At 40.5% G+C, this 22,921-nt stretch carries 16 protein-coding genes; 10 read left to right on the top strand and 6 right to left on the bottom strand.

Going from position 1 to position 22,921, the window contains the following annotated elements; all coding sequences use genetic code 11:
• Position 1 precedes the first annotated feature (1 nt).
• The 6 genes from PISS_RS05760 (at position 2) to ccoG (ending at position 7,987) form a co-directional block, all read left to right on the top strand.
• On the top strand, positions 2 to 283 hold the full coding sequence (locus PISS_RS05760) for a YeaC family protein (RefSeq protein WP_013464607.1): 282 nt from the start codon (positions 2 to 4) through the stop codon (positions 281 to 283).
• Positions 273 to 2,957 (top strand): DUF349 domain-containing protein, encoded by a 2,685-nt coding sequence (locus PISS_RS05765; RefSeq protein ID WP_058154414.1) that lies wholly within the window; start codon positions 273 to 275, stop codon positions 2,955 to 2,957. The genes PISS_RS05760 and PISS_RS05765 overlap by 11 nt, the downstream gene beginning before the upstream one ends.
• Before the next feature lie 99 nt (positions 2,958 to 3,056).
• Positions 3,057 to 3,611 (top strand): YceB family lipoprotein, encoded by a 555-nt coding sequence (locus PISS_RS05770; protein WP_024601178.1) that lies wholly within the window; start codon positions 3,057 to 3,059, stop codon positions 3,609 to 3,611.
• 64 nt (positions 3,612 to 3,675) lie between these two features.
• On the top strand, positions 3,676 to 4,977 hold the full coding sequence (locus PISS_RS05775) for an ABC1 kinase family protein (RefSeq protein WP_024601177.1): 1,302 nt from the start codon (positions 3,676 to 3,678) through the stop codon (positions 4,975 to 4,977).
• Positions 4,978 to 5,032: 55 nt separating this feature from the next.
• Positions 5,033 to 6,451: a sigma-54 interaction domain-containing protein gene (locus PISS_RS05780; RefSeq protein WP_058154415.1), complete on the top strand. Its 1,419-nt coding sequence runs from the start codon at positions 5,033 to 5,035 to the stop codon at positions 6,449 to 6,451.
• A 153-nt stretch (positions 6,452 to 6,604) separates the two neighbouring features.
• Positions 6,605 to 7,987 carry a cytochrome c oxidase accessory protein CcoG gene (gene ccoG / locus PISS_RS05785; protein ID WP_024601175.1) on the top strand — a complete coding sequence of 461 codons (1,383 nt, stop codon included), beginning with the start codon at positions 6,605 to 6,607 and terminating at the stop codon, positions 7,985 to 7,987.
• 44 nt (positions 7,988 to 8,031) lie between these two features.
• Here the strand turns inward: ccoG and PISS_RS05790 are convergent, their stop codons facing one another.
• The 3 genes from PISS_RS05790 to PISS_RS05800 all read right to left on the bottom strand — a co-directional run bounded on the left by PISS_RS05790 (position 8,032) and on the right by PISS_RS05800 (position 10,055).
• Positions 8,032 to 8,439 (bottom strand): hypothetical protein, encoded by a 408-nt coding sequence (locus PISS_RS05790; RefSeq protein WP_024601174.1) that lies wholly within the window; start codon positions 8,437 to 8,439, stop codon positions 8,032 to 8,034.
• Between the two features lie 51 nt (positions 8,440 to 8,490).
• Positions 8,491 to 9,405 (bottom strand): M14 family metallopeptidase, encoded by a 915-nt coding sequence (locus tag PISS_RS05795; RefSeq protein WP_036956142.1) that lies wholly within the window; start codon positions 9,403 to 9,405, stop codon positions 8,491 to 8,493.
• Positions 9,406 to 9,527: 122 nt separating this feature from the next.
• Positions 9,528 to 10,055, bottom strand: coding sequence for a helix-turn-helix transcriptional regulator (locus PISS_RS05800; RefSeq protein WP_024601172.1), 528 nt, complete (start codon positions 10,053 to 10,055; stop codon positions 9,528 to 9,530).
• Positions 10,056 to 10,238: 183 nt separating this feature from the next.
• Between PISS_RS05800 and PISS_RS05805 the strand changes: the two genes are divergently transcribed.
• From PISS_RS05805 to PISS_RS18955, 4 genes are all read left to right on the top strand, one after another.
• Positions 10,239 to 11,291, top strand: a complete 1,053-nt coding sequence (locus tag PISS_RS05805; RefSeq protein ID WP_232311340.1) for an RND family efflux transporter — start codon at positions 10,239 to 10,241, stop codon at positions 11,289 to 11,291.
• On the top strand, positions 11,292 to 14,366 hold the full coding sequence (locus tag PISS_RS05810) for an efflux RND transporter permease subunit (RefSeq protein ID WP_036956145.1): 3,075 nt from the start codon (positions 11,292 to 11,294) through the stop codon (positions 14,364 to 14,366).
• The gene (locus PISS_RS05815) at positions 14,359 to 14,664 is read left to right on the top strand and encodes a DUF3240 family protein (RefSeq protein ID WP_013464618.1); all 306 of its coding nucleotides are present in this window, start codon (positions 14,359 to 14,361) and stop codon (positions 14,662 to 14,664) included. The genes PISS_RS05810 and PISS_RS05815 overlap by 8 nt, the downstream gene beginning before the upstream one ends.
• A 120-nt stretch (positions 14,665 to 14,784) precedes the next feature.
• Entirely contained in the window at positions 14,785 to 17,058 is a 2,274-nt protein-coding gene (locus tag PISS_RS18955; protein ID WP_016899758.1) for an EAL domain-containing protein, read from the top strand.
• 117 nt (positions 17,059 to 17,175) lie between these two features.
• On the opposite strand, the gene iadA is transcribed toward PISS_RS18955, so the two are convergent.
• From iadA to PISS_RS05835, 3 genes are all read right to left on the bottom strand, one after another.
• Positions 17,176 to 18,342, bottom strand: coding sequence for a beta-aspartyl-peptidase (gene iadA, locus PISS_RS05825; RefSeq protein ID WP_058154416.1), 1,167 nt, complete (start codon positions 18,340 to 18,342; stop codon positions 17,176 to 17,178).
• Between the two features lie 12 nt (positions 18,343 to 18,354).
• Positions 18,355 to 19,758 carry a putative basic amino acid antiporter YfcC gene (gene yfcC / locus PISS_RS05830; protein WP_058154417.1) on the bottom strand — a complete coding sequence of 468 codons (1,404 nt, stop codon included), beginning with the start codon at positions 19,756 to 19,758 and terminating at the stop codon, positions 18,355 to 18,357.
• A 141-nt stretch (positions 19,759 to 19,899) separates the two neighbouring features.
• Positions 19,900 to 22,827, bottom strand: coding sequence for a TonB-dependent receptor domain-containing protein (locus tag PISS_RS05835; RefSeq protein WP_058154418.1), 2,928 nt, complete (start codon positions 22,825 to 22,827; stop codon positions 19,900 to 19,902).
• Positions 22,828 to 22,921: the final 94 nt, after the last annotated feature.

The following is a 22,921-nucleotide window of genomic DNA, read 5'->3' on the forward strand; positions in this document are numbered from 1 at the left end:
CATGAATATTGACAACCTAGTACAGAATATTACTCCAGAATTATTTGAGCGCTTACAGTATGGCGCGGCAACGGGAAAGTGGCCAGATGGCACGCCTTTATCAGATGAGCAAAAGCAACAAACAGTGCAACTAGTGATGTTGTACCAAGCAAAAGTAGCACAATCAAACGAGCAGTTTACCATTGGTGCAAATGGAGAAATGATCCAAAAAACCAAAGCGCAACTACAAAAAGAATTCAAATCAGATAACGAAATAGCTAGGTTCAGTGAAAATGATCTTTAAACACCTTTTTACACCAAAATGGAAACACCCAAAGCAACAAGTTCGTTTAGATGCGATTGAAAAACTTGATGTGGCACGTGACGTAACAATTTTAAGCACCTTAGCCCTTGAAGACTCATCGGCTGAAATTCGTCGTAAAGCACTGCAAAAAGTAAACGACTTACCACTGTGGTGGAAAGCTTACAAACAAGATCAGGCATTGAAAGATGTTGCTGAACAACAAATCTCATCGGCTGTATTAAACAGTGAAAGTAGCTTGTCGGCGCAGATTAAAAATGAGTACATTGAACGCTTTGCACCGGTTAAAACCCTTGAAAAACTAGCATTTGCTGAAAAAGAACTGCAAGTGAGAGTTAAGCTATTAAAACGCCTAGCTAACCCTAAACTGATTGAAAAAGCCTTTAAAGAAGCAAATGAAGAGCTGCAAAAACAGTTAGTTGATTTAGTCATTACTCAGCAGTTAACTAAAGCACTGTTAAAGCATGCTCAAGGTGAAGCCAAAGTTGCGCTAGAAAGTCATCTTGAAAACGAGCGTTTAGCGCTTGAAATGCCATCGCAAGTTGAAAACGCAACCCGTGTTATTTTAGCCAAGCTTAATGCACTTCGTGATAAAAATGACTACGCTATTGTTGACCCACAAGCTGCAGAACTCATGGCGCAGTGGCAAGCTCTTGAATTAAAATGGCTAAGTGAAGAACATGTAAAAACCCTTGATGCTAAATATATATCAATTACTGATAAGCTTGATGCTCACATTGCAACATTAAAAGCGCAACATGAAATAGAGCAGCAACGTTTAGCGCAGCAACAGCGCCAAGTGTTAGCGTTAGCTACGTTAGAAGCATTAAGTGAAGAAATTGAAAATGCATTGCAACTTGGATTAGAAACCCCAGAGCAAATTCAGCAAGATTGGCTTAATGCAAAAGTAGCACAAGCAAAAGACACACTAGATAAAACGCAATTGATGGCTGATCAGCAATCAAAACAAGTGATTAATAAGCTTGAGCAACTATTTTTACAAGTAGCCAAGTTACCTGAGCTAACTACGGCGATTAAAGAATATAAAATTGCTTATAGTGCGCTGTGCGAAATAAAACCCGCCGAGCAGCTCAGTGATTACGATCAACAACTAAGTGCCTTTAATCACACATATAAAGAGGCACGCAGCCATTTAGATGTACTTAGCACTGATTTACAAGCGTCATTTAAAACCCAACTTAATGCGCATAAAAAGCAATTTTTAGCTGCAATGAGCGAACTCACTAAGCCGCTTGAAAAAACGCAAAGCCAAGCTAAACGCAAGGCACGTGATGTAAAACGTTTAATTGAAGGAGGGCGCTTTAACGTTGCATTTGGTGTATTTAAAGGCTTCGAAGAGTTATTTAATGCCCTAACTGAGAAATACCAACAGCCGCTGGTTAACTTAAAAGCAGACCTAGAAGCGCAATTAGCCGATGCTAAAGATTGGCAAAAATATGCGGCCGCACCAAAACGTGCAGCACTTTTAGAAGAAGTAACAGCGTTAGTTGATGAGCCGTGTAACGATCCACAACAGCGCGCTGATCAAGTTAAAGTACTTCGCAAGCGTTGGAACGAGCTAGGACGCCTTGATACAGAGCAAGAGAAACAACAGGGCAACGAGTTTGATGAAAAAATTGAGCTTTTATTTGCTCCTTGTCGCAGCTACTTCGCGGAGCAAGAAGTGCAACGTGAGGCAGCAAAAGCAGAGCGCGAGCAATTGATTGCTGATATGCATGCACTGCATTTACAAGCAACTGATACGGCTGATTTAGATTGGAAACAACTAGAAAGCAACTATAACCGTTTGCAAAAAGCATGGCGAAGTGTGGGTAAAGTTGACCCGAAAACATACCGCGTATTAAACGAGCGTTATAAGGCAGAGCAGCAACAGGTTGTAGCGTCACTTAACGCGTTTCATAAAGGCAATGCCGCACTTAAAAATGAGCTCGTTGAACAAGCACAGCAATTATCACAAAGCGATAATTTAGCAGACGCTTGTCAACAGCTAAAACAGTTACAGCAACAGTGGCAAACTATAGGGTTTGCAGGCTTAAAAGCTGAAAACGCATTGTGGCAAAAATTCCGTCAGTTTAATGATGCAACTTTCACTAAACGAAGCGAAGAATTTGAACAGCAAAAACGCGAACAAAGTGAGTCAGATAAGCTGGCAACAACTGAACTGAATGAGCTTGAAGCAGCATTAAATAGTGTAGAAGGTAAAGCCCAATTACTTGATTTACAAACCAAAGTTAAAGGGTATACACAGTTTAAATCGTTAACCCCTAAAGTGTCTGCTTTGTTATCAGCCATAGATGAAAAACTGACAGGCTTAGCGGCTAAAAATGAGCAAGCTAATTTAGATGCTTTATTTGTTGCACTTGAAAACAACGAGCCAGTCCCGAGTCAATTTAATGGTGCAGTTAAAACAGCATTGAGCTGTGAGCAGCTGTTAACGCGTATGGAAATACTTGCGAGCGTAAGTTCGCAAAACTCAGCGCAAAGAATGGTAGAGCAAGTAGCCATGCTTGATGATAAGCACCGTGGCGAACACGCTGATTTAAATTATTATTTAAAGCAGTTATTAGCACTCAGCGAGGGTTCAGTCACAGCTGACACACTAGAAAGGTTAAAAGTTATTTTTGCTGTAAATTAAGCGCAATCACTTTTATCAACTAAAATGAAAAAGCCGCTATTAAAGCGGCTTTTTATTATGGTTACTTACTGCCTATACGATTAACCAATAGGGTTTTGCATGAAAATTTTTGTTTTTATTTCACTACTATTTTTAACTGCCTGTAACAGTACGCAAGGTATTTCGGTTTATTCATTTACAAATTCAGAGGTTGAGTCGTTACTAAATAAAGAGTTACCTAAATTAAGTGAAAAAGTTAGCCTGATGGGCTTACCTGTGCAGTTTGATGTGAATGATTTAAGCGTTAATATTGGCCCAGATAATAGTGATTATGTTTTATTAGGTGCAGATTCTAGCGCCGAGATTAATGCTTTTGCATTAAAGTACCCAGTGCGCTTAAAGCTGCAAATACAGGGCACCCCTTTTTATGACAGCGAGAAAAAAGCGGTATTTTTACGTAATGTTAAGTTACTCGACTCAAGCATCGATGCCGGTGGCTTTAAAGGTAATTTAGAAGTGCTGGATAACGAGGCCATGGATGTAATGAATGCTTTTTTAGCCGTTAACCCCGTTTATAAGTTAAATATGAACGATCCTAAAATGGCATTATTAAGTAATTTACCTTTAGATTTAAAAGTAGTAGAAGGCGCTATTAAGCTAGTCCCTCGGTTATAATTTAGATCCAATAGGCGTAATAAAACGTATTAGTTGACCTTATTATTAATAGATTAGGTTAATTATGGCTAATGAGCGATCCGTTCCCACATCTCGACTTTCACGTTTTGCAAAGTTAGGCTCATTAGCCACTGGCGTCGCCACGAATATGTTAGTGGGCGGGGCTAAAAGTGCGCTTTCTGGTAAAGGCTGGGATAATAAAAGCTTATTGCTTCAGCCTAAAAATATTGAAAACCTAGCCACTCAACTCTCACACCTGCGCGGTGCGGCAATGAAGCTTGGGCAGCTGCTTTCAATGGATGCTGGCGACTTACTAACCCCCGAACTTGCTCAATTGCTGTCTTTACTGCGCTCAGATGCCAACCCGATGCCACATAAGCAACTGGTTAGTGTTTTAAAAGAGCAGTGGGGAGAGGATTGGTTATCGCGTTTTTCTCATATTGAGCTTAGGCCGTTTGCGGCGGCGTCCATTGGCCAGGTTCATTTAGCTTATAAAGAAAATGGCGCGCAGCTGGCAGTTAAAATTCAATATCCTGGAATTGCAAAAAGTGTGGTGAGTGACGTAGATAACGTGATCACTTTACTTACCCTATCGCGGTTATTACCTAAAGAGCTGGATATTAAACCCTTAGTGGCAGAAGCCAAGGCACAGCTATTAGCAGAGGCCGACTACACTCGAGAAGCTGAGTATTTAGCACGTTACAAAAATCTGTTAGCAGATAACGCGCATTTCAAAGTCCCTAGCGTGTATCCTCAGCACAGTACTGCGCAAGTGCTAACCATGGAGTATGTAGATGCCAAGCCGATAGAGGGCATTACATATTTACCACAATCAGAGCGAAGTCGGGTTGCTGAGCAACTGATTGATTTATTTTTTAAAGAAATGTTTGTCTTTAATTTAATCCAAACCGACCCTAACTTTGCAAATTTTCATTACCAACCTGAATCACAAAAAATAGTATTATTTGACTTTGGTGCCACACGAGAAATTACCCCAGCACTAAGTAATGCCTATCTAGCTTTATTTAAAGCTGGTAGTAATAACGATCGTGAAGGGGTGCTCAATGCCGCCACCGATATTGGCTATTTTAAAGATTCCCTCAAAGACAATTACAAAGAAAAAGTGATTGATTTATTTTTAATGGCCTGCGAGCCACTGCGCTATAACGGCGAGTTTGATTTTAAAAATAGCGCGCTTGCTAGCAATATTAAAGATGCAGGCTTGCAGTTAAGCGCACAGTCGCAGCAATGGCATACGCCTCCTGTTGATGCGTTGTTTATTCACCGTAAGCTAGCGGGCTTGTATTTAATCGCAGCACGGCTAGAAGCAAAAATAGATATTAAGGCATTATTTAGCCATTACTAGGTGCTAAAGCAAGAGAGAACTGGCATAATACTCGCGATATTTCGCGAGGTCTGCAATGATAAAAAACTTTTTAAACGATCCTACTTTATTACTTAATGCGGTAGGTGAGGGCATATATGGATTTGATTTATCTGGTAATGCGGTATTTGTAAACCCAGCCGCAGAGCGAATGACGGGTTGGACAGCCGATGAATTGCTGGGTAAAAAAATACATCAATATCATCATCACAGTCATGCAGATGGCACGCCTTACCCTGCCGATGAATGCCAAATTTACTGCACCATGTTTGATGGTAAACGCCGCGAGGTTAAAAACGAAGTATTTTGGCGTAAAGATGGCAGCGCCTTTGCTGTTGAATATACCTCCACGCCTGTTTATAAAAATAGCCAGCTTATTGGTGCCGTGGCCGTTTTTCGCGATATATCAGCGCAGCAGCGAACCCAAACCGCGCTCCAAGATGCTTTAGCGCAAGTAAAGCATTTAAGCGAGCAGCTCAAAGATGAAAACGACTACCTTACTGCCGAGCTAAATCAAGATTGGCAAGACTCAGGGCTAGTAGGGCGCAGTGATGTATTTCAACGTATGTTGCAGCAAATACAGTTAGTGAGCGAAACCGACAGTACGGTGTTGATACTTGGCGAAAACGGTACTGGCAAAGAGCTGGTGGCGCGTAACTTACATAGATTAAGCAAGCGCAATGAGCAGGCGTTTATAAAAGTTAATTGTGCGGCGTTTACCCCTAGCTTATTAGAATCAGAGTTGTTTGGACACGAACGAGGCTCGTTTACCGGCGCAAATGAGCGACGTAAAGGGCGTTTTGAACTTGCTGATAAGGGCACTCTATTTTTAGATGAAGTGGCAGAGCTGCCGTTAGAGTCACAAAGTAAATTATTACGAGTATTACAAGAGCGCGAATTTGAGCGAGTAGGGGGCAGCCAAACCCTAAAAGTCGATATTCGTATCATTGCTGCAACCAATCGTAACTTGTGGGAAATGGTACAAGCAGGGCTGTTTAGAATGGACTTATATTACCGTTTGAACGTGTTTCCTATCAAAGTGCCAGCACTAAAAGAGCGAAAAGAAGATATACCTTTTTTATGTCAAAACTTAATTGCTCAAATAAACAAGCGGCTAGGTAAGCAATTACAGGGGTTAAGTAACAAAGCTATCAGGCAACTACAGGCCTATGACTGGCCAGGCAATATCAGAGAGCTGCAAAACGTGTTAGAGAGAGAAGCTATTTTATCTACACAGCCCACACTGCAGTTAAGTCAGCCGCTAAAAGCTGGTGATGCGAATGCTGTTAACCCAACGCTTACACTGGATGAGGCGCAAAGACAGCATATTATCTCCGTACTGATGTTATGTAACTGGAAAATTGCAGGCGAACAAGGCGCGGCAAATAAGTTGGGCTTACCAGAGAGTACGCTTCGCTCAAAAATGCGAAAATTAGCAGTGCATCGTACTCGTTAACTCGCGATATATCGTGCATGTCGTTAAATGTCGCGAATTTTCGCTTGGTTAGTATATGTAAAATCAATTAATATCAATAAGTTAAATTAACTTTCACTGTGGTCTGAAAGTTGCAAAATCGTACTTAATACCCGTCACTATTAAGTAAGTAACATGAAGTTTGATATTAAAGAAGAAGACATGATCATTAAGCCCTACAAAGAAGAAGGGCCGATTTATATACGCGAGCAAAAAGGGTTTTTTCAGCGTATACGCCGTAATTTAGGTTGGCTGCTAATGCTCAGCTTTATCGCCATTCCTTGGATTCAATATAACGGTCAGCAAGCGGTTTTATTGGATGTGGCCACCCAAAAGTTTACTATTTTTGGCCTAACCTTATTACCTCAAGACTTTATGATTCTCGCCATGTTATTTATGGTGGGGGCGTTTGCCTTATTTTTTGTGACCAATTGGCTTGGCCGTGTGTGGTGCGGCTATACTTGCCCGCAAACAATTTGGATGTTGATGTTCTCTTGGGTGGAACAACGTATTGAGGGGACGCGTAACCAGCGTATTAAGCTTGATAAAAGCCCATGGGATATTACCAAGTGGCGTAAAAAAATCACTAAGCACAGTGCATGGCTGGTTATTTCACTCTTAACTGCCACTTCTTTTTTAGCGTATTTTATTCCAGCTAAAACCTTATACTTAGAAATGGTTAATTTTGAATGGTCTGGAATTACCAGTTTTTGGGTGTTTTTATTTGCGTTTTGTACCTATGGCAACGCAGGTTTCTTACGAGAAAAAATGTGCACAGTGGCGTGTCCGTATTCGCGCTTTCAATCGGTAATGTTTGATAAAGACACGCTGGTGGTAACCTACGATAGCGAACGAGGTGAAAACCGCGGCCCACGTAAACGCAAAGCCGATCCTAAAGCGCTTAATTTAGGTGACTGTGTAGACTGTAACTTATGTGTTGAAGTATGTCCTGCTGGGATTGATATTCGCAATGGACTGCAATATGAATGTATTAACTGTGGCTTATGTATTGATGCCTGTGACGATACCATGGATAAGTTTGGCTACGGAAAAGGCTTAATTAAATACGCCAGTGAAAAGCAAATGGCGGGGCAAAAAACTAATCCATTTAGGCTCAAGTTAGTGGGCTATGGCGCTTTAACTGCGCTGTTAATTATTTCTATGTTTGCTTGGATGCTACAACGTACGCCTATCGAAGCCTCTGTGCTTAGAGACAGAAATGCACTGTATCGGGTAAATTATGAAGGGTTAGTAGAAAACCCTTATACACTCACCATCATTAACAAAACGCAGCAACCTCTGCATTATTCTATTTCAATTAGTGGGTTAGAAGGTGCGAGCTTGCAAAGTCCTAACGCTGTGTTGGTAGAGCCAGGGTTGATGAAAAGTGTTCCTGTAACGGTTACTGCCGATGGATATGATATACCCACGAAGGTGAGTAAGCTGCAGTTTAAAATTACCGCACAAGAGGACAATAGCATTTCAATTACTAAAGAGAGTCAGTTTTATAAAAACTAGCCCATTCGGTTTTTCGTTGACTATACCTCGGTCGTGTAATTAATTTACTCGGCTGAGGTAAGCTGACTTTTTATAAATGCCTTAGCGCTTGGCAAGTCATCAAATAAGCAATCTTGTAAATGAGCGTCACGTCCTGAGCTGTGCATAATACGTTGTAGTTGCCTTATGGCTATGGGAGAGGTGAGTATAAAGGCACTCATTATGCAATTATTTATCCCCATTGTTTGGCTAACATCGATCATATTTTTTTCAGCGTCAGGGGTGGCGGCCACAACGTCGGGCGAGTGGCTAATATAGCCCCAAGGTTGATGTTTAAACGTTGCAATGGTGTCTAACAGAGCGGCTTTAAAGTGATTTAATAACTCAGGGTTTAAGTTGCCTTTAAATTGCGCAATAACAATATTACCCTCAACATAAAAACTGTAACTGCCGTAATTATTTTTAAATTCCAATAACCGCTCCTTTGTCTGCACCTTACTATGTGCTGATGAATACCATAACTATTACTTATTAATAATGTAGTCCAACGCACCCGAAATTGCCGCAACTTGCGCTAATATGCACTCTTCAGGGTTGGCCGTTGCACTATCTGGGTAAACTTCAGTGGTTGTAACGTAGGTTGCATCAGATAACCCCATGCATAAACCTAACTCTTTTGCTGCATAGTTTATTACCCCAAATTGTTCTTGAGGTACACCAATTAATTGTTTATTTTCATCGCTTGGAGCGATGTGTGTGACCTTTTCAACACATTCAATAATAGCTTTTTGAAAAGCAGGCTCTGGTTTGTTGCTGTCAGCGACTAAATAAAAACCGTCTGGTATATTCCAATTAGTATTTATTTTACCTTCGCGCGCTGCAAGTGCAGGGCGAAATTCACTGTTATCTGAATCAGTGGTTTCATGCAAATCGATATGCGCGATTAAATCAGTATTTAAAGATTGCACATAATTCATTACCAATGCAGATTCTTGCGCTGGGCTGCCTTCATAAAAAGAACGGTTTGGATCAATTGCCTCTGGGTTCCAGCGGTTTATTGTTTCATAACCCCATGGGCTAATGCAGGGAGTAATCACTAGATTAAATTTCTCTGCGTATTGAGTTGCCAATGTTTTTGCAAACCTTAACGCACCGTGTACTCCGCTGGTTTCGTAGCCATGTACGCCGCCAGTGATTAGCACTGTGTGTTTATTTTTATCAAAGTGTTGGGTTTTTAATGCAAACAAAGGGTAACTGTTTTGAGCATAATTAAGTTCACCATATTGATCTACAACAAGCGTATCTTTTAGCTCATTAATTAGCGTTAATACTTCATCGTTATAACTACGTTTAATTTTCTGGGCTTCAAGCCATTGGAGTTTATGATTGTTATTCCACTTTTCACCAGGGTTGCCAATAGGGTAGGTACTGTTATTCATATTAAACCTTTACGTTGAATTATCTCTGCGGGCTATAGAGCACATAGACCATAATGACGAAAATAAAGCGTTAGCTTAACGCTGACTAAAATAGCGCGCAAGTATATGCGATAGTCACTGCATTAGTTAATGGCTGAGCTTGAATGCGGATAGTGCCTTTGTTGCATAAAGTCTTCTAAAAACCATGCAGCAAATTCATGTCGGCCTTCTACATCGGCTTTGCTGTAAATATCGGACGCTTGTTGGCGTACGGTTTTTTCTTTTGTGTTTCTTAGTGCGCTTATTTCTTTAAAGCTTAAGCCTTTAAGTAATAACATCGCGACTTCTTGCTCACTGCGAGTCAATGTCCATTGTGAAAATTGGGTTTGAATAACACCACTGTATTCATGACGCGCATCCATCATTGCCTGTGATATGTTTTTAAGTTCTTTTTTTGAATGCACTAATTCTTGTTTCAGCGCATTAATATTGGCAGTACGCGCACGAATATCGCTAATTAAGTAAATAGCACAGGCTGCAGAAATGACAACGATTAAGCCCTCAGAAAAAATATGCCACTGCGGCACGCCTAAATGTATATCCGTTAGTACATCAAAAAAGTTTAGCACCATTATTATTAACAAGGTGGCTGCTATTAACTTGTCTCTCATTAAAACCTCTATTATCAATGCCTTATAAATACAATGGACAAATGTACCATAGCGTAATTTTCGCTATTTTTGGGTACGTTAAGGCGTTTGCCTGATGATTTAACCGTCTAAAAAAGTCATGGTTGATTCTATAAAATTAATCAAATGTGAACAAACGAAATGCTGTTAAATTTTACAAAAAAAATGCGTCATTTTTTGCGTATTCAATATACGTTATTTTTCTTCTTTACGGTGACTTTATTAACATTTAATCCTGTGTTTGCTTCGCAAAATTTAGCACCTGTAAGGCTTTCGTCACTCAGTGGTTTTGATGTTGAATTTGCGCCGATTCAAAAAACAGAGTTTATTAACGGGCAAAGTTTAATTGGTGAAGTCAATTTCAAACCTGGGGTCAATTATACGGTGCTGTTTGCGTTTGATGTACAGCAGGTTCGTTACTTATACCCTAACGGCAGCATGGTTGAAAAGGGCGCCACTATTGCAAGCGTTGAGGGCAGTGATGTACACCATTTTTTAGATGCCTATCAATCAGCAAAAGACATGCTCGCTATTGCTAAAAGCCATTACGACATAAACCAACAACACTTAAAAAACAAAATAATAAGAAGTTCTGAATGGGTTGAAATCACAAAAAGCTATTTTGAAGCCAAGCTAAATTTTGAACATATGCAACATCAAATGGCATTTTTAAACATTGATGATAATGAAAACGTGACCTTAGTGAGTCCAAAAACGGGCATTTTAAAACTCACTAATGAGTCGGGAAACCGTGTGATGGGTGACACCGCGTTTGATATTATCGATGCAAGTAGTATTCGCGTTAAGATTAAAGTCCCTCTTAGTTTTTCCAACACGTTAGCGCATTTCAAGCTGTCACAAAGTTGCAGCTTAAATATTGAGAGCTATGACAGTATTGCAGATAAATACCATCAAATAGTGTGGGCGTCGCCAAGCTCAAATGAGTGCCAGCTTAGACTGGGGCAAACTATCAAAGTCACACCGGTAAATAAATTAACGGGCTTTAAAATAGCAAAGTCAGCGGTGTTTGAATTTGAAGATGTTAATTACATTGCTTTAAAGTCTGGCGATAAGCTTGAGTTACTGCCGATTGAGCTCAAGGGTACACAAGGCAAAGACTATGTATTTACTGCTAACAAAAACCTAGATGATCAGCAGGTACTAATAAGCTCGGTAAGTGCGCTACAGGGTATGTTGCTTCACTTAGGGAGAGAGTAAATGTTAAACCAGCTTATTAAGTTTTCACTTACTCAGCGTTTGTTTGTTAGTATTTTTGTTATTGTTGCTATGGCCATTGGTGCTAAATCTTGGTTAAGTATTCCGGTGGATGCTTTTCCAGAAATATCGCCCACCCAAGTTAAAATAGTTTACAAATTACCCGGCATGAACGCCCTTGAAATAGAATCGCAAGTAACACGGGTGATTGAAACCGAATTACTGGGTATTCCGTCACAGCAAATGCTGCGCTCTACCACTAAGTATTCTATTACCGATATTACCATTGACTTTGAAGAGGGCACCGACATTTATTGGGCCCGTCAGCAAGTTAATGAGCGTTTATTAAATATTTTGCCCACCTTGCCCAGTAATATTAGTGGCGGCATGGCGCCAATGAGCACGCCTTTGAGCGAGGTGTTCATGTTTACTATAGAAAGTACTCACTTATCGCTGATTGAAAAAAGAGAGCTTTTAGATTGGCAAATTCGTCCATTACTGCGCACTGTAACCGGCGTTGCTGATGTAAATAGCCTTGGCGGCTTTTCAAAAACCTATGAAATACTTCCCAATACTTTATTGATGCAACAGCATCAAGTCAGCTTTGATGAAATGAAGTTGGCAATCACGCAAACGAATCAAAACGGTGGCATAGGGCGCTTAGAAAAAGGCAACGACACCTTAATTCTGCGCACTGAGGGCAAATACACCGATATAACCGCCATTGAAAATACCGTGATTAAGTCCACTCAAAATAAGGTTATTCGGTTAAGTGATATTGCCACGGTACATGTTGGCAGTTTAACCCGTTATGGCGCAGTCACTAAAAACAGTGAAGAGGCGGTACAAGGGCTTATAATTGCGCTTAAAAATAGTAATACAGCGCAAGTTGTTGCAGATGTAAAAGATAAACTTCGCACTATTGAAGCGTCATTACCGCAAGGCACAAAAATTAATGTGTTTTACGACCGTTCTAACTTAATAAATACCGCAATTAGCACCATTACCAGCGCATTAGGCCAAGCGATTATTTTAGTGATAGTGCTACTTGCCTTGTTTTTAGGTGATATTCGCTCTTCATTGGTGGTGTCTTTGTCTTTACCTATGTCGGCATTGCTGACATTTATAATGATGAAGCAGTTTGATTTATCGGCTAATTTAATGAGTTTAGGCGGCTTAGTGATTGCCATTGGTATGCTGGTGGACTCATCGGTAGTTATTGTTGAAAATATAGTGAATCGGTTGGCTAACAATCAGCACCTCCCTCGGCTGCATGTTATTTATCGCGCCTGTAAAGAAGTCGCGGCGCCAGTGTTCTCAGGCACAATTATTATTATTATCGTGTTTTCACCGCTATTAATGTTAACAGGGTTAGAGGGCAAGTTATTTACCCCAGTGGCGCTCACTATCGTTTTTGCCATGCTAAGTGCGCTGTTGTTGTCGTTAACGGTTATTCCAATTTTAGCCTCATTGTTATTAAAAAATGAACCCGTAACCCAGCCTAAAATGGTCACGCTATTACAAGGTTTTTATACTAAAACACTTGCCCAAGCAATTAAAAAGCCGGTGGCTATTAGTGTTATATCGGTAGCTGTTTTAGTGCTCAGTGGGGTGTTATTTCAGGGACTTGGTAAAAGCTTTATGCCCGTTTTAGATGAAGGCGACATTATTGTGCAACTGGAAAAATCGCCGAGTATTTCCTTGCAAGCCTCGCTGGATATCGATAAACAAATTGAAGCCACACTGTTAAAAAACACCCCAGAAATCGTACAAATTGTTGCCCGTACCGGATCCGATGAACTCGGGCTTGATCCTATGGGTTTAAACGAAACCGATGTGTTTATGGAATTAGCGCCAAAAGATACGTGGCGTTTTGACTCCAAAGCGCTGCTAATCGAGGATATTCGACAAACACTTACGCAATTTCCAGGGGTAAATATTGGCTTTACTCAGCCAATACAAATGCGGGTATCAGAAATGCTCACCGGTGGCACCGGTGATATTTCGATTAAAGTATTCGGTAATAACATTGCGACACTTGCCTCATTAGCTGAAAAAATCACGGCACTTGCCACTAATATTGACGGTGCAAGTGATGTGCAAATGGCGCTTATCGAAGGGGGTAAATACGTAAATATTAAACTTATTCCTGAGATTGCCAGTCAGTTTGGTTTAACCACCGAAGGATTAAGCGATTATTTAAAGTCGCAATTAGAAGGCCTACAGGTATCGGCACTGCAAGAAGGAAACCGGGTGATCCCTATTGTGTTTAATGCACAAAAAGGCGAAAGCGCAGCACACTTTGAGTTATCGTCAATGAGCGCATTAAAACAAAAGTTAATTTTAATGCCCGACAACAGCCTACTACCACTTGAAGAGGTGGCTAATATTAGCTTTAAAACGGGGCCATTGTTAATAGAGCGAGAAAAAGCAAAGCGCTTTGCTTCTGTAAGCGTTAATGTGGATAACCGCGATGTGGTTAGTTATGTAAATGAACTGGAAGCTAAAATTAATAGCAGCATAAAGTTACCCAGTGGTTTTACCTTGTCGTTTGGTGGCGAATTTGAAAGCCAGCAACGTGCAACACAAAACTTGCTGGTGCTTATTCCTGTGGCATTAATACTGATTTTCATTATTTTATTTACCACGTTTAAATCCTTATCTAAATCAACGCTGATAATTGCTAATATTCCGTTTGCATTAATGGGGGGAGTGATTGCCCTATTTATTAGTAATGAATACCTCTCGGTGCCTGCATCGGTTGGTTTTGTTGCTTTACTTGGCGTAGCGGTACTCAATGGTATTGTGATGATCAGCTACTTTGAGCAAATAAAAATGTTTTCTGCCAATGTAACGCAGCGCATTTTAGATGGCGCAAGCAGACGCCTTCGCCCAGTGTTAATGACAGCCACAACCGCCATGTTTGGTTTACTGCCACTGGTATTTGCCACCGGCCCCGGCGCTGAGATTCAAAAGCCATTGGCGATTGTGGTTATTGGCGGGTTAATTACCTCAACAATTACAACACTTTATTTATTACCTATCTTTTATGGTTGGTTGGAGAAAAAACATGGCTGAACAGTTACTTTTTACCCTAAATGTACCCACAAACATAAAAGATGACGTGGTTGATATATTAATTGGCATAGACTGCATTACCGGCTTTAACTTAAAAAACATTGAAGGCTACAGTAAAGAGCACAGTGAATTTGACATTGCCGAGCAAGTAGAAGGGCATCGCAGCTTTTATCAGTTTGAGGTGCATATATTATTACCTGAACTTGCCATAGTAAAAACGGCGTTAAGCCCTGTTTGTAAGTACACGCCGTTAAAATATTGGGTTACGCCTATAGTTGAAAGCGGGCATATTGTTTAGCTTTTTGTATTAGGTTTATTTTATAAGCTACTTCAATTGGATTGATATTTGAGCTTATTTAATTGATCTTAACAACTTATCAATGTTTAATGAGGCGATATGTCTTAACTGATTTTTATTATGCACTTTCTCAATAAGTACTTCTTACTTAACGATCATCATACTGCCCATGATGAAGTCGCACACTGGCGGGTGAGTGCACTACGGATAATTTTAACGCTCGTTACTTTGCTCTGTTTTTTGGTCGTTTGTTATACATACACCCGCGCAATTGAATTTAACCTAATTTATATTGCAGTTATTACTATTAGTTTTTTCACTATTGCTTTTAGTCTTTTATTAGCAAGTAAGCGATTTTACACATTTAGTGCAAATGCACTCCTATTAACTATCGTTGCCGGTAGTTTATCAATGAATTTATTTTTAACTGACTTAGAGCTTGCCAAGGTGGGTTCTATGTTTATGTATTCATGTCCCATCATTGCTCTTATGCTACTCGGTTACAGAACGGCTTTGGCCTACGGTATTTTAAACATCATACCTTTTTACATGATTATTAATAATGTTGATTTATCCGGCTATTCAGGAATAGCAAGCCAATTACCAGAAGCTGACTTATATATTACAGGCCTAATATTTTTATTTTTTAATATTTGTATCCCACTTGCCACTGCGCGAACAATTGTTGCTGCCAAACGTTTAAACAAAACCATGTTAAATGCCAATAGCTTCCTTAAAGATAAAAACGAGCTTTATCGCACCTTATTTACTGAATCTAATAAAGCTAAAATTATTGTCGACGAAAATTTAGTAATTACAGATTTAAATCAACATGCTATTGAAATGTTTGGATTAAAAAACAGCTTGAAAGAAAAGGCTGTCAGAATTGATGGGTTATTCCCTGCACTTAATAGCAAAGAGTTAAATATAAAAAATCAAATCATAGAATATAAGAGTCGCTACTATAAGAGTAATTATCAGCAAATAGCAATGAGTACAAATTATCGAGTGTATGACTTTTATGATTGCACGCAAGAGCAGTTAATTAAACAAAACTTGTCTATGATGGAGCAAGAGAACAAACGTCTAAGGTTTAGAGACTCGCAAACGAAATTGCCTAATCGAGAGTGGTTTGAAATGCAATGCGATAGGTTAACGTCTAAATACCAAAAAGGGTTTTATATTGTCGTTACACAAAGCGCAAATAGTGAATATTTAAATTTAAAACTTAACAAAGCTGACTCGCAATCATTGCTAATTACTGCTTATAAGCGCTTAAAAGCAATGTCAGAGGGGCCTTTGCTTTGTGCGTCTATAGAAGGTGGCAAACTTGGCTTTATTATTGGTTCAAGCTCAAGTGAACAGCAAAACAAGTTATTAATACAAATTAAAAGCACCTTAGATCAAGCTTATGATGTGTTTGGTACTAATTACCAACAATCATTTTTATTTGGTTTTGCTAAGTGTCCTGAGCATGGTGAAAATAGTGCGATTGTTCTTAGTAATGCGTGTGAGGCGCTCAAACTCGCAGACTATAACTCGCCATTTAATGGTTACAATCAAAAACAATCACAGGCCTTTATGGAAAAGTATGAAATTTCCATGTTACTTGATGAAGCTTTGCAACAAAATGATCTGTCAGTACATTATCAACCTAAAGTGAATGCAAAAGGTGAATGTATAGGGCTTGAAGCATTAGCTCGTTGGCATAGCTCTGTACTTGGCAGTGTATCGCCCGCTGTATTTATTCCTATTGCAGAAGAGTATAGAATGATTAGCCGATTAACGGACTTAATTATTCAAAAAGTCTGCGCTCAAATTGCCCAATGGAGTAAAGTTGGTTTGCCACTTTTACCCGTAGCAATAAACATATCTTTACTCGATTTTAGCCAAGCTGATTTTATGTCAAAGTTGGTAAAATATTTGGCGGATTTTAATGTAAAACCGAATCAAATAGAATTAGAGCTTACTGAAACGTCACTTGAGGCTAACCAAGTTCACTCTCTAAAACTTATGCAAACTCTGCAAGATTGGGGGTTCACTATTACAGTGGATGATTTTGGTGTTGGATACTCGAATATTGCACGACTTGCTGATTATCCCATTGATAAACTTAAATTGGATCGCTCTTTAATAAGTAAGGTTACAAGCTCTACACGCCAAAAAAGCTTAGTTAAAGCCGTGCATGTGATGTGTGATGAACTTAATATTAAGTGTGTAGCCGAGGGAGTAGAAACCGAAGAACAGGTCCTAATAATGTCCGAAATGGGATGTAAAGAGTTTCAAGGCTATTACTTTTCTAAACCTATGAGTGCTCAGGTTTATGCTGAATATATAAATCAAAATGGTCTGCTTTTTACGACAAAAAACTTAGCTACGGCGAAAAGTAGCTGAATTTAACAACTAGGTTCTAGTGACCTTGTTGGATTGATATTTGTTTAAACTAGGGTAAAAAACTCTTTGGTGTTAAATGCTGCTGAAATATCTCAGCAGCATTTTAGCTGTACTAGCTTATTCAAACACTCCTTTTATAACTGCATGGGTGTTTTGCACCATTAATGTGCCGTTAGCCCATACATACTCAGGGGTTAGGGTCTCTTTATCGAGAAGGACAACATCCGCGTCGCTCGCTGCTTTAAGACGGCCTTTATCAACTCCTAAAATATCGGCAGGATTACTGGTTATGCTCATTAAAGCGTGCTCAATAGGGACGTTATATTCTTTGACTGCTTGCTGAAACGAGGTTAATAAAGATGCCTCTTTGCCCACCTCAAGCCCTAATAAATTAAAGTCTTTATCAAAAATAGGTAAACTGGCATGGCCATCTGAGCTCATAGTGAGTTGATTTGGTGCTACGCCTTGTTCTAAGCAGTAGGCAAGGGCATGGGCTGCTGCATATTCACCATGGGCTAAATCATAGTCGGTTGTGCTGGTGGTAAAGTCGATAGTACCGCCCTGATCACAAAAGTGAATACCGGCATCAAGAAGTGCTTTATTGCGGTTCATATGCGTAGGATAAAACTGTTTAAGCTTAATATCACTTTGCTCAGCCACCTGATGTAAAATAGTTAAATGGCTATCAACAGGGCCAACATGAATACTCACAGTGCCTTTTTTACCACTGAGCATACCGGCTACTTTGGCCTCTGCTGCCAATTCTGCTAATTGCTGTACCGTAGGTTGGCTACTACGATGATCAGAAATCGCCACTTCGCCAACACCTATAAACTCCTCTATATACATGATGTCGTCAATAATTGAGTGGGTGAGTGTTTTCGCGGGTAAATGATACGAACCGGTATGGCAAAATACATTCAGCCCTTGCTCTTTTAGGCCTTTTGCTTTGGCAACCAAGTTGGTCAGTGTACGTGAGCTTGAATCGGTACCCAGTGCGGCCACCACCGTGGTGGTGCCCGATAAGGTTGCATCGGTTAGGTTCATTTCAGGGGTGCGGCTGGCAAATCCAGCCTCGCCACCGCCACCGGTAATATGCACTAAAGAATCAACAAACCCCGGCGCAACCAGCTTATTTTTACCGGCAATCCGTTTGACGAGTACACTGCTGTCGAGGGTTATATTTTCGTCAATAGCAATGATTTTACCACCGCCAATTAAAACATCTTGTGTGCCTAGGAAGGTAGGTGCATAAACGGTTGCACCTTGAATTAAAGTTAACATAACAAATTCTTTTTATTGATAATTAATAAAGTAAGCAAGAAATATAAAGCCGCTTGCTAATACAAAAAGTGCTAGGGCAAAGCGCCAAATAAACGCAGCCCATTCTCCCCAATCTAATTTCACTACCCCTAAACAACCAATTAAACTAGCTGAGGTGGGAATTAAAATGTTGGTTAATCCATCGCCTAATTGAAAGGCCAATACCACAATTTGCCTTGATACATTGAGCAAATCGCCAAGTGGAGACATCAGTGGCATAGTGATGGCAGCTTGCCCTGAACCCGATGAAACAAAAAAGTTAAATACACTTTGAAACACCAGCATTCCCCAAGCTGCAATGTAATCTGGCACACTGGCTATGCTGCTTGCACAGTAATAAAGCAGGGTGTTGAGGGTTGAGGGAGTGGTTAAATCACTACCCCCTAATAGTAATACAATGCCTTTAGCCAATGCGACCAATAACGCCGCTGGCAATAATTCTTGTGCACCGTGCTTAAACGCATCCGCGCACTCATTCGCGGTTAGCTTTTTAAACACGATGGCAATTATTGCACTGATAAGGCCAATGCAAAAAAACTGTGCAGCAAGCTCAGGAATATAATATTGGCGCGCCATCACCCCCCATACAACCCAAGCTATGCCCAATACAAACACTAATAATGTGAGTGCATCGGCTAGGCTAAGTTTAATCGTTGGCTGATCACCCGTTTTTTGGGGTTGTGTTTTTATCCGTTTTGCATAGCGTATAGTAAACACAAGGCCTACAAGGGTAAAACAAGCCCATGCTAACATACGAAAGCCCGCACCTGAAAACACTGGGATTTCAGCTATCGATTGCGCTATAGCAATGCTAAAAGGGTTCATCCATGAGGTGGCAAAGCCTATTTGCGTGGCCACATAAGTTGTAAGTACAGTGACTTTAGCGTCGTAGCCAAGTTGTTGCATAATAGGGAGCAGCACAATACAAAAGGCAATAGCCTCTTCGCCCATACCAAATACCGCGCCGCCTAACGAAAATAGTAAAAACAGTAAGGGAATAAACAGCCATTCAACCCGCTGGGTCTTATTAATAAGTGCCATAATACCGTTATTAATCGCACCGGTTTTCATAATAATGCCAAAGGCACCGCCAGTGATTAAAATAAACGCCATTACGCCAATCGCTGCACCATATTTATCACCCGACACGAGGCCTTCAAACAATACATTAGCTAAACCAATCTCGCCACCTTGTGCAAAAATAGGTGGTGATTGTTGGTCGTTAACGGCTTGATATTGTGAAAGCTGCACAGTATGGCTGTCAGGCTCTGCATTAAATACCCCAGGGGTAATAAATACCGTGGCCATATAGGCAATCACTGCCACGCAAAGCAAAATGATGCTTGCATCGGGCATAGAAAATTGTTTTTGTTTCATAATTTCACTTTAATAAAAGGTCATTGTGTTGATGCGTAAATAAACGCTTAAACGTACTTTAGCACTTAATAGGCAGTGTCACTGTAGCCATGACCTGTAATAAAAGGAATGCCGCAAAGCGTTTGCTTTGCGGCTAAGCGGTTAAAAACGGTAGCTAATACTTAATTTGTAATTAGCACCTAGGGCATTATGGTTGATTGAATCAAAGCCACGGCTTGAACCATAAAGTGTGGGTGGCTCTTTATCAAAAATATTATTGATGCGCGCGCGCAAAGTCAGCGATTTATTAACATAGTAACCCGCTGATAAATCCCAAACGAGCCAGTCATCAACCTGATGCTCACCTTTTGAGTCTAATACGCCAAGTGAATCTAGCTCATCAATTTCACGGCTACGCAGGCCTTCTATATCATCTTCGTAGCTGCTGGTGTAGTTTGCACCTAAGTTAAGGTAGTAACTTTGCGCTTCCCAATCTATTGACATACGCGCAATATTTTCAGGGTAGCGATAAGTTCCCACCAGCTTCTCTAACGAGTCAGACCCCGGTTTATTACGTTCAAACTCAAGGTAATGAGTGCCGTCAAAGGCAAAGGTCAAATCGCCGCTTGGTAATACAAACCTATGGTCAAACTTAAAGTCTATGCCAGCTAATGTTTGTGTACCAGTGTTTTCAAGTGGGATTGCATGATCGCGAAACAACGGTAAAAATAGCTCGTCATCACGTGGGTTAAATTCATCTATATAACTGCTTAAAATCTCAGTTAAATTAGCGCCGTCTTGCTCTATGTTTAAACCACTGTTGTCGGTGACATCACATAATGCTTCATCGTACGATATGCCTTGCTCGCCCGGTGGTACAATGCCACAGTGACGAAGTGATGCATCGGTTATGGCGCGATCTAACACAGCGGTCATGTTGGTATCGATTACTTCTTCATGATCAAACTGCCAATAATCAATGGTTAAATTAGTATTAGCCGAGGGACTCCATGCAAAACCAACACTAATAGCCTCAGATTCTTCTGCATTTAGGTTTGGGTTACCTAACTCTAACGAATTAACACTCACTTGGGTGCCATCACCCATACAGTATAAATCGGCTACAGCTTGGTTTGCACCACAGTCAAAAGTAGATTGTGTGGTTCTTAATTTAACGCCAGCCTGTGTTAATGATGGTGCTCTAAACGAGGTTGACCATGAACCACGAACAACTAACGAATCAGTTGGGCGATAGCTCAAACCTATTTTAGGATTAAAGGTGCCACCAAAATCATCGTAATGATCGTATCGACCTGCTGCTTGCAGCTCTATTTGCTCTGTGAGTGAAATACTTAATTCAGCAAACGCTGCATATTGAGTGCGATCGGCTTCTGATAAACTAGAGCCAAAGCCAAATACATCAACAAGGTAGTCTTTATCTGCTTGAGCTTGTGAATCAAGCGAAGGAATGTCGCTTAGCTCTTCACGGCGTGCTTCTACCCCAAATGAGGCATAGGCAGGTAGGTCATTAAAGGTAAATAGCTCACCATTAAAATTAGCATCCCAGCCGTAAACTGTACTTTCTCCGCTGCGTGTTGGGCGAGCTTGCGCTGTTGCTAAAACGGCATCATTAGCGGCGTCGCCTTGAAGGAAAGGGTTGTAAAAAGGCAGCAGTTCTCCCGATGCACAGTTTAAGTCAGAACCGTCAAAACTTGCCAGCGTACCGTCTGAACATAGCTCGCCGGTGATCGCGCCATGGAACTGGTAACGATTATAAACCCCTGCAATCGCCTCCTGCTCTGAACGTGAGCGAGAAAAGGTTACCCCAGATTCCCAACCCCAGTCACCAATTTCACCACTTAGACTGCTTACCAAGCGAAAGTTTTTCGTTTCTACTTCCACCGTTCTTGGGGCATTAAAGCGCGCATCAAATGCAAAACCATACACTTCTCGACCACTTTGGGTATCAAATGGGTCAATGTAGAGTTGATCTAATAAATCATTACTACCATCGGCATTATCGTAAATAAATAAGGCGTCTTCTAAAACATACGGGCCGTCGTCGTCATTAATTTGGTTAATAGGTGAGGGCGATGAGTACGCTTTTGCCTTGGTCTGACTGTAAAAAAAGTCAGTATGCCATTGCATACCACCAAGCTCACTATTAAACATAAAGCCGGTTGAAATGCTTTCAAATGGCGTTTCTAGGTAATCATCTTGATTAGGGTAGTAAGCACAAATTTGTTCATCTAATTCAGTAGTAACTAATTCGGTTTTGCAGTTTGGTGATGGAAGTTCGTTACCATCTCGGCTGCTGAAATAATAAATATTAGGTGAGTTCTCCAGCTTAGGTAAATAGGAGTAACCATTCACTAAAGAGGGAGAGGCCGTGTAATTACGATCGGTCGCTTTAAAAGCGTTACGGTCATATATATCAGCAAATACCGTTAAATTACTTTCGCCTATTTTTGTACCATAAACTAAGTTTAATTGTTTTTTACTTTCGTCATGCTGATCAAAGCTATCGGCAAACGAAGTATTGATTTCAGCGCCTTCAAAATCATCTTTTAAAATATAGTTAATAACACCTGCCACAGCATCGGCACCATAAACGGCTGATGCGCCTGTGGCTAAAATATCAATGCGCTCAATGGCGGCTAGTGGAATAGAGTTTACATCTACAAAGTTTTCAGTACCTGCAGCAAATGAACTAGGTGCAACTCTTCGCCCATTTATTAATGTCAGCGTTGCTGATGGCCCCATGCCTCTTAAGCTCGCTGCTGATTGACCCGCTGGTGTTGAAGTAGACGTACCGCCACTTTCAGAGGTTGAAAATGTGCCGCTTCCGCCCTTAAAAACAGATAAATCTTTGAGTAATTCATGAATGGTATTAGCGCCAGAGCGTTTGATTGCATCTTGGTCTAGTACGGTTAATGGGATAGTTCCCTCAAGATCAACGCCTTTTAAGCGAGATCCTGTTACTTCTACTCGTTCAATGTTGGTGTCGGTGTTGGTTTCTTGTGCATGTGCAAAAGTGATCGGGTTCAGTAATGCGCTTACTGTGGCCGCAATTGTTAGTTGACGAAACATCTTAAATACCTTTTGTCTTTTTAAGCGCACAAAAACGTACAAACAGATCTGTGGCTTTTAATTGTTATATTTTTAGACAGGGCAGTGGTGAAAT

It is taken from the genome of Pseudoalteromonas issachenkonii, from assembly GCF_002310795.1.
Lineage (GTDB): Bacteria > Pseudomonadota > Gammaproteobacteria > Enterobacterales > Alteromonadaceae > Pseudoalteromonas > Pseudoalteromonas tetraodonis.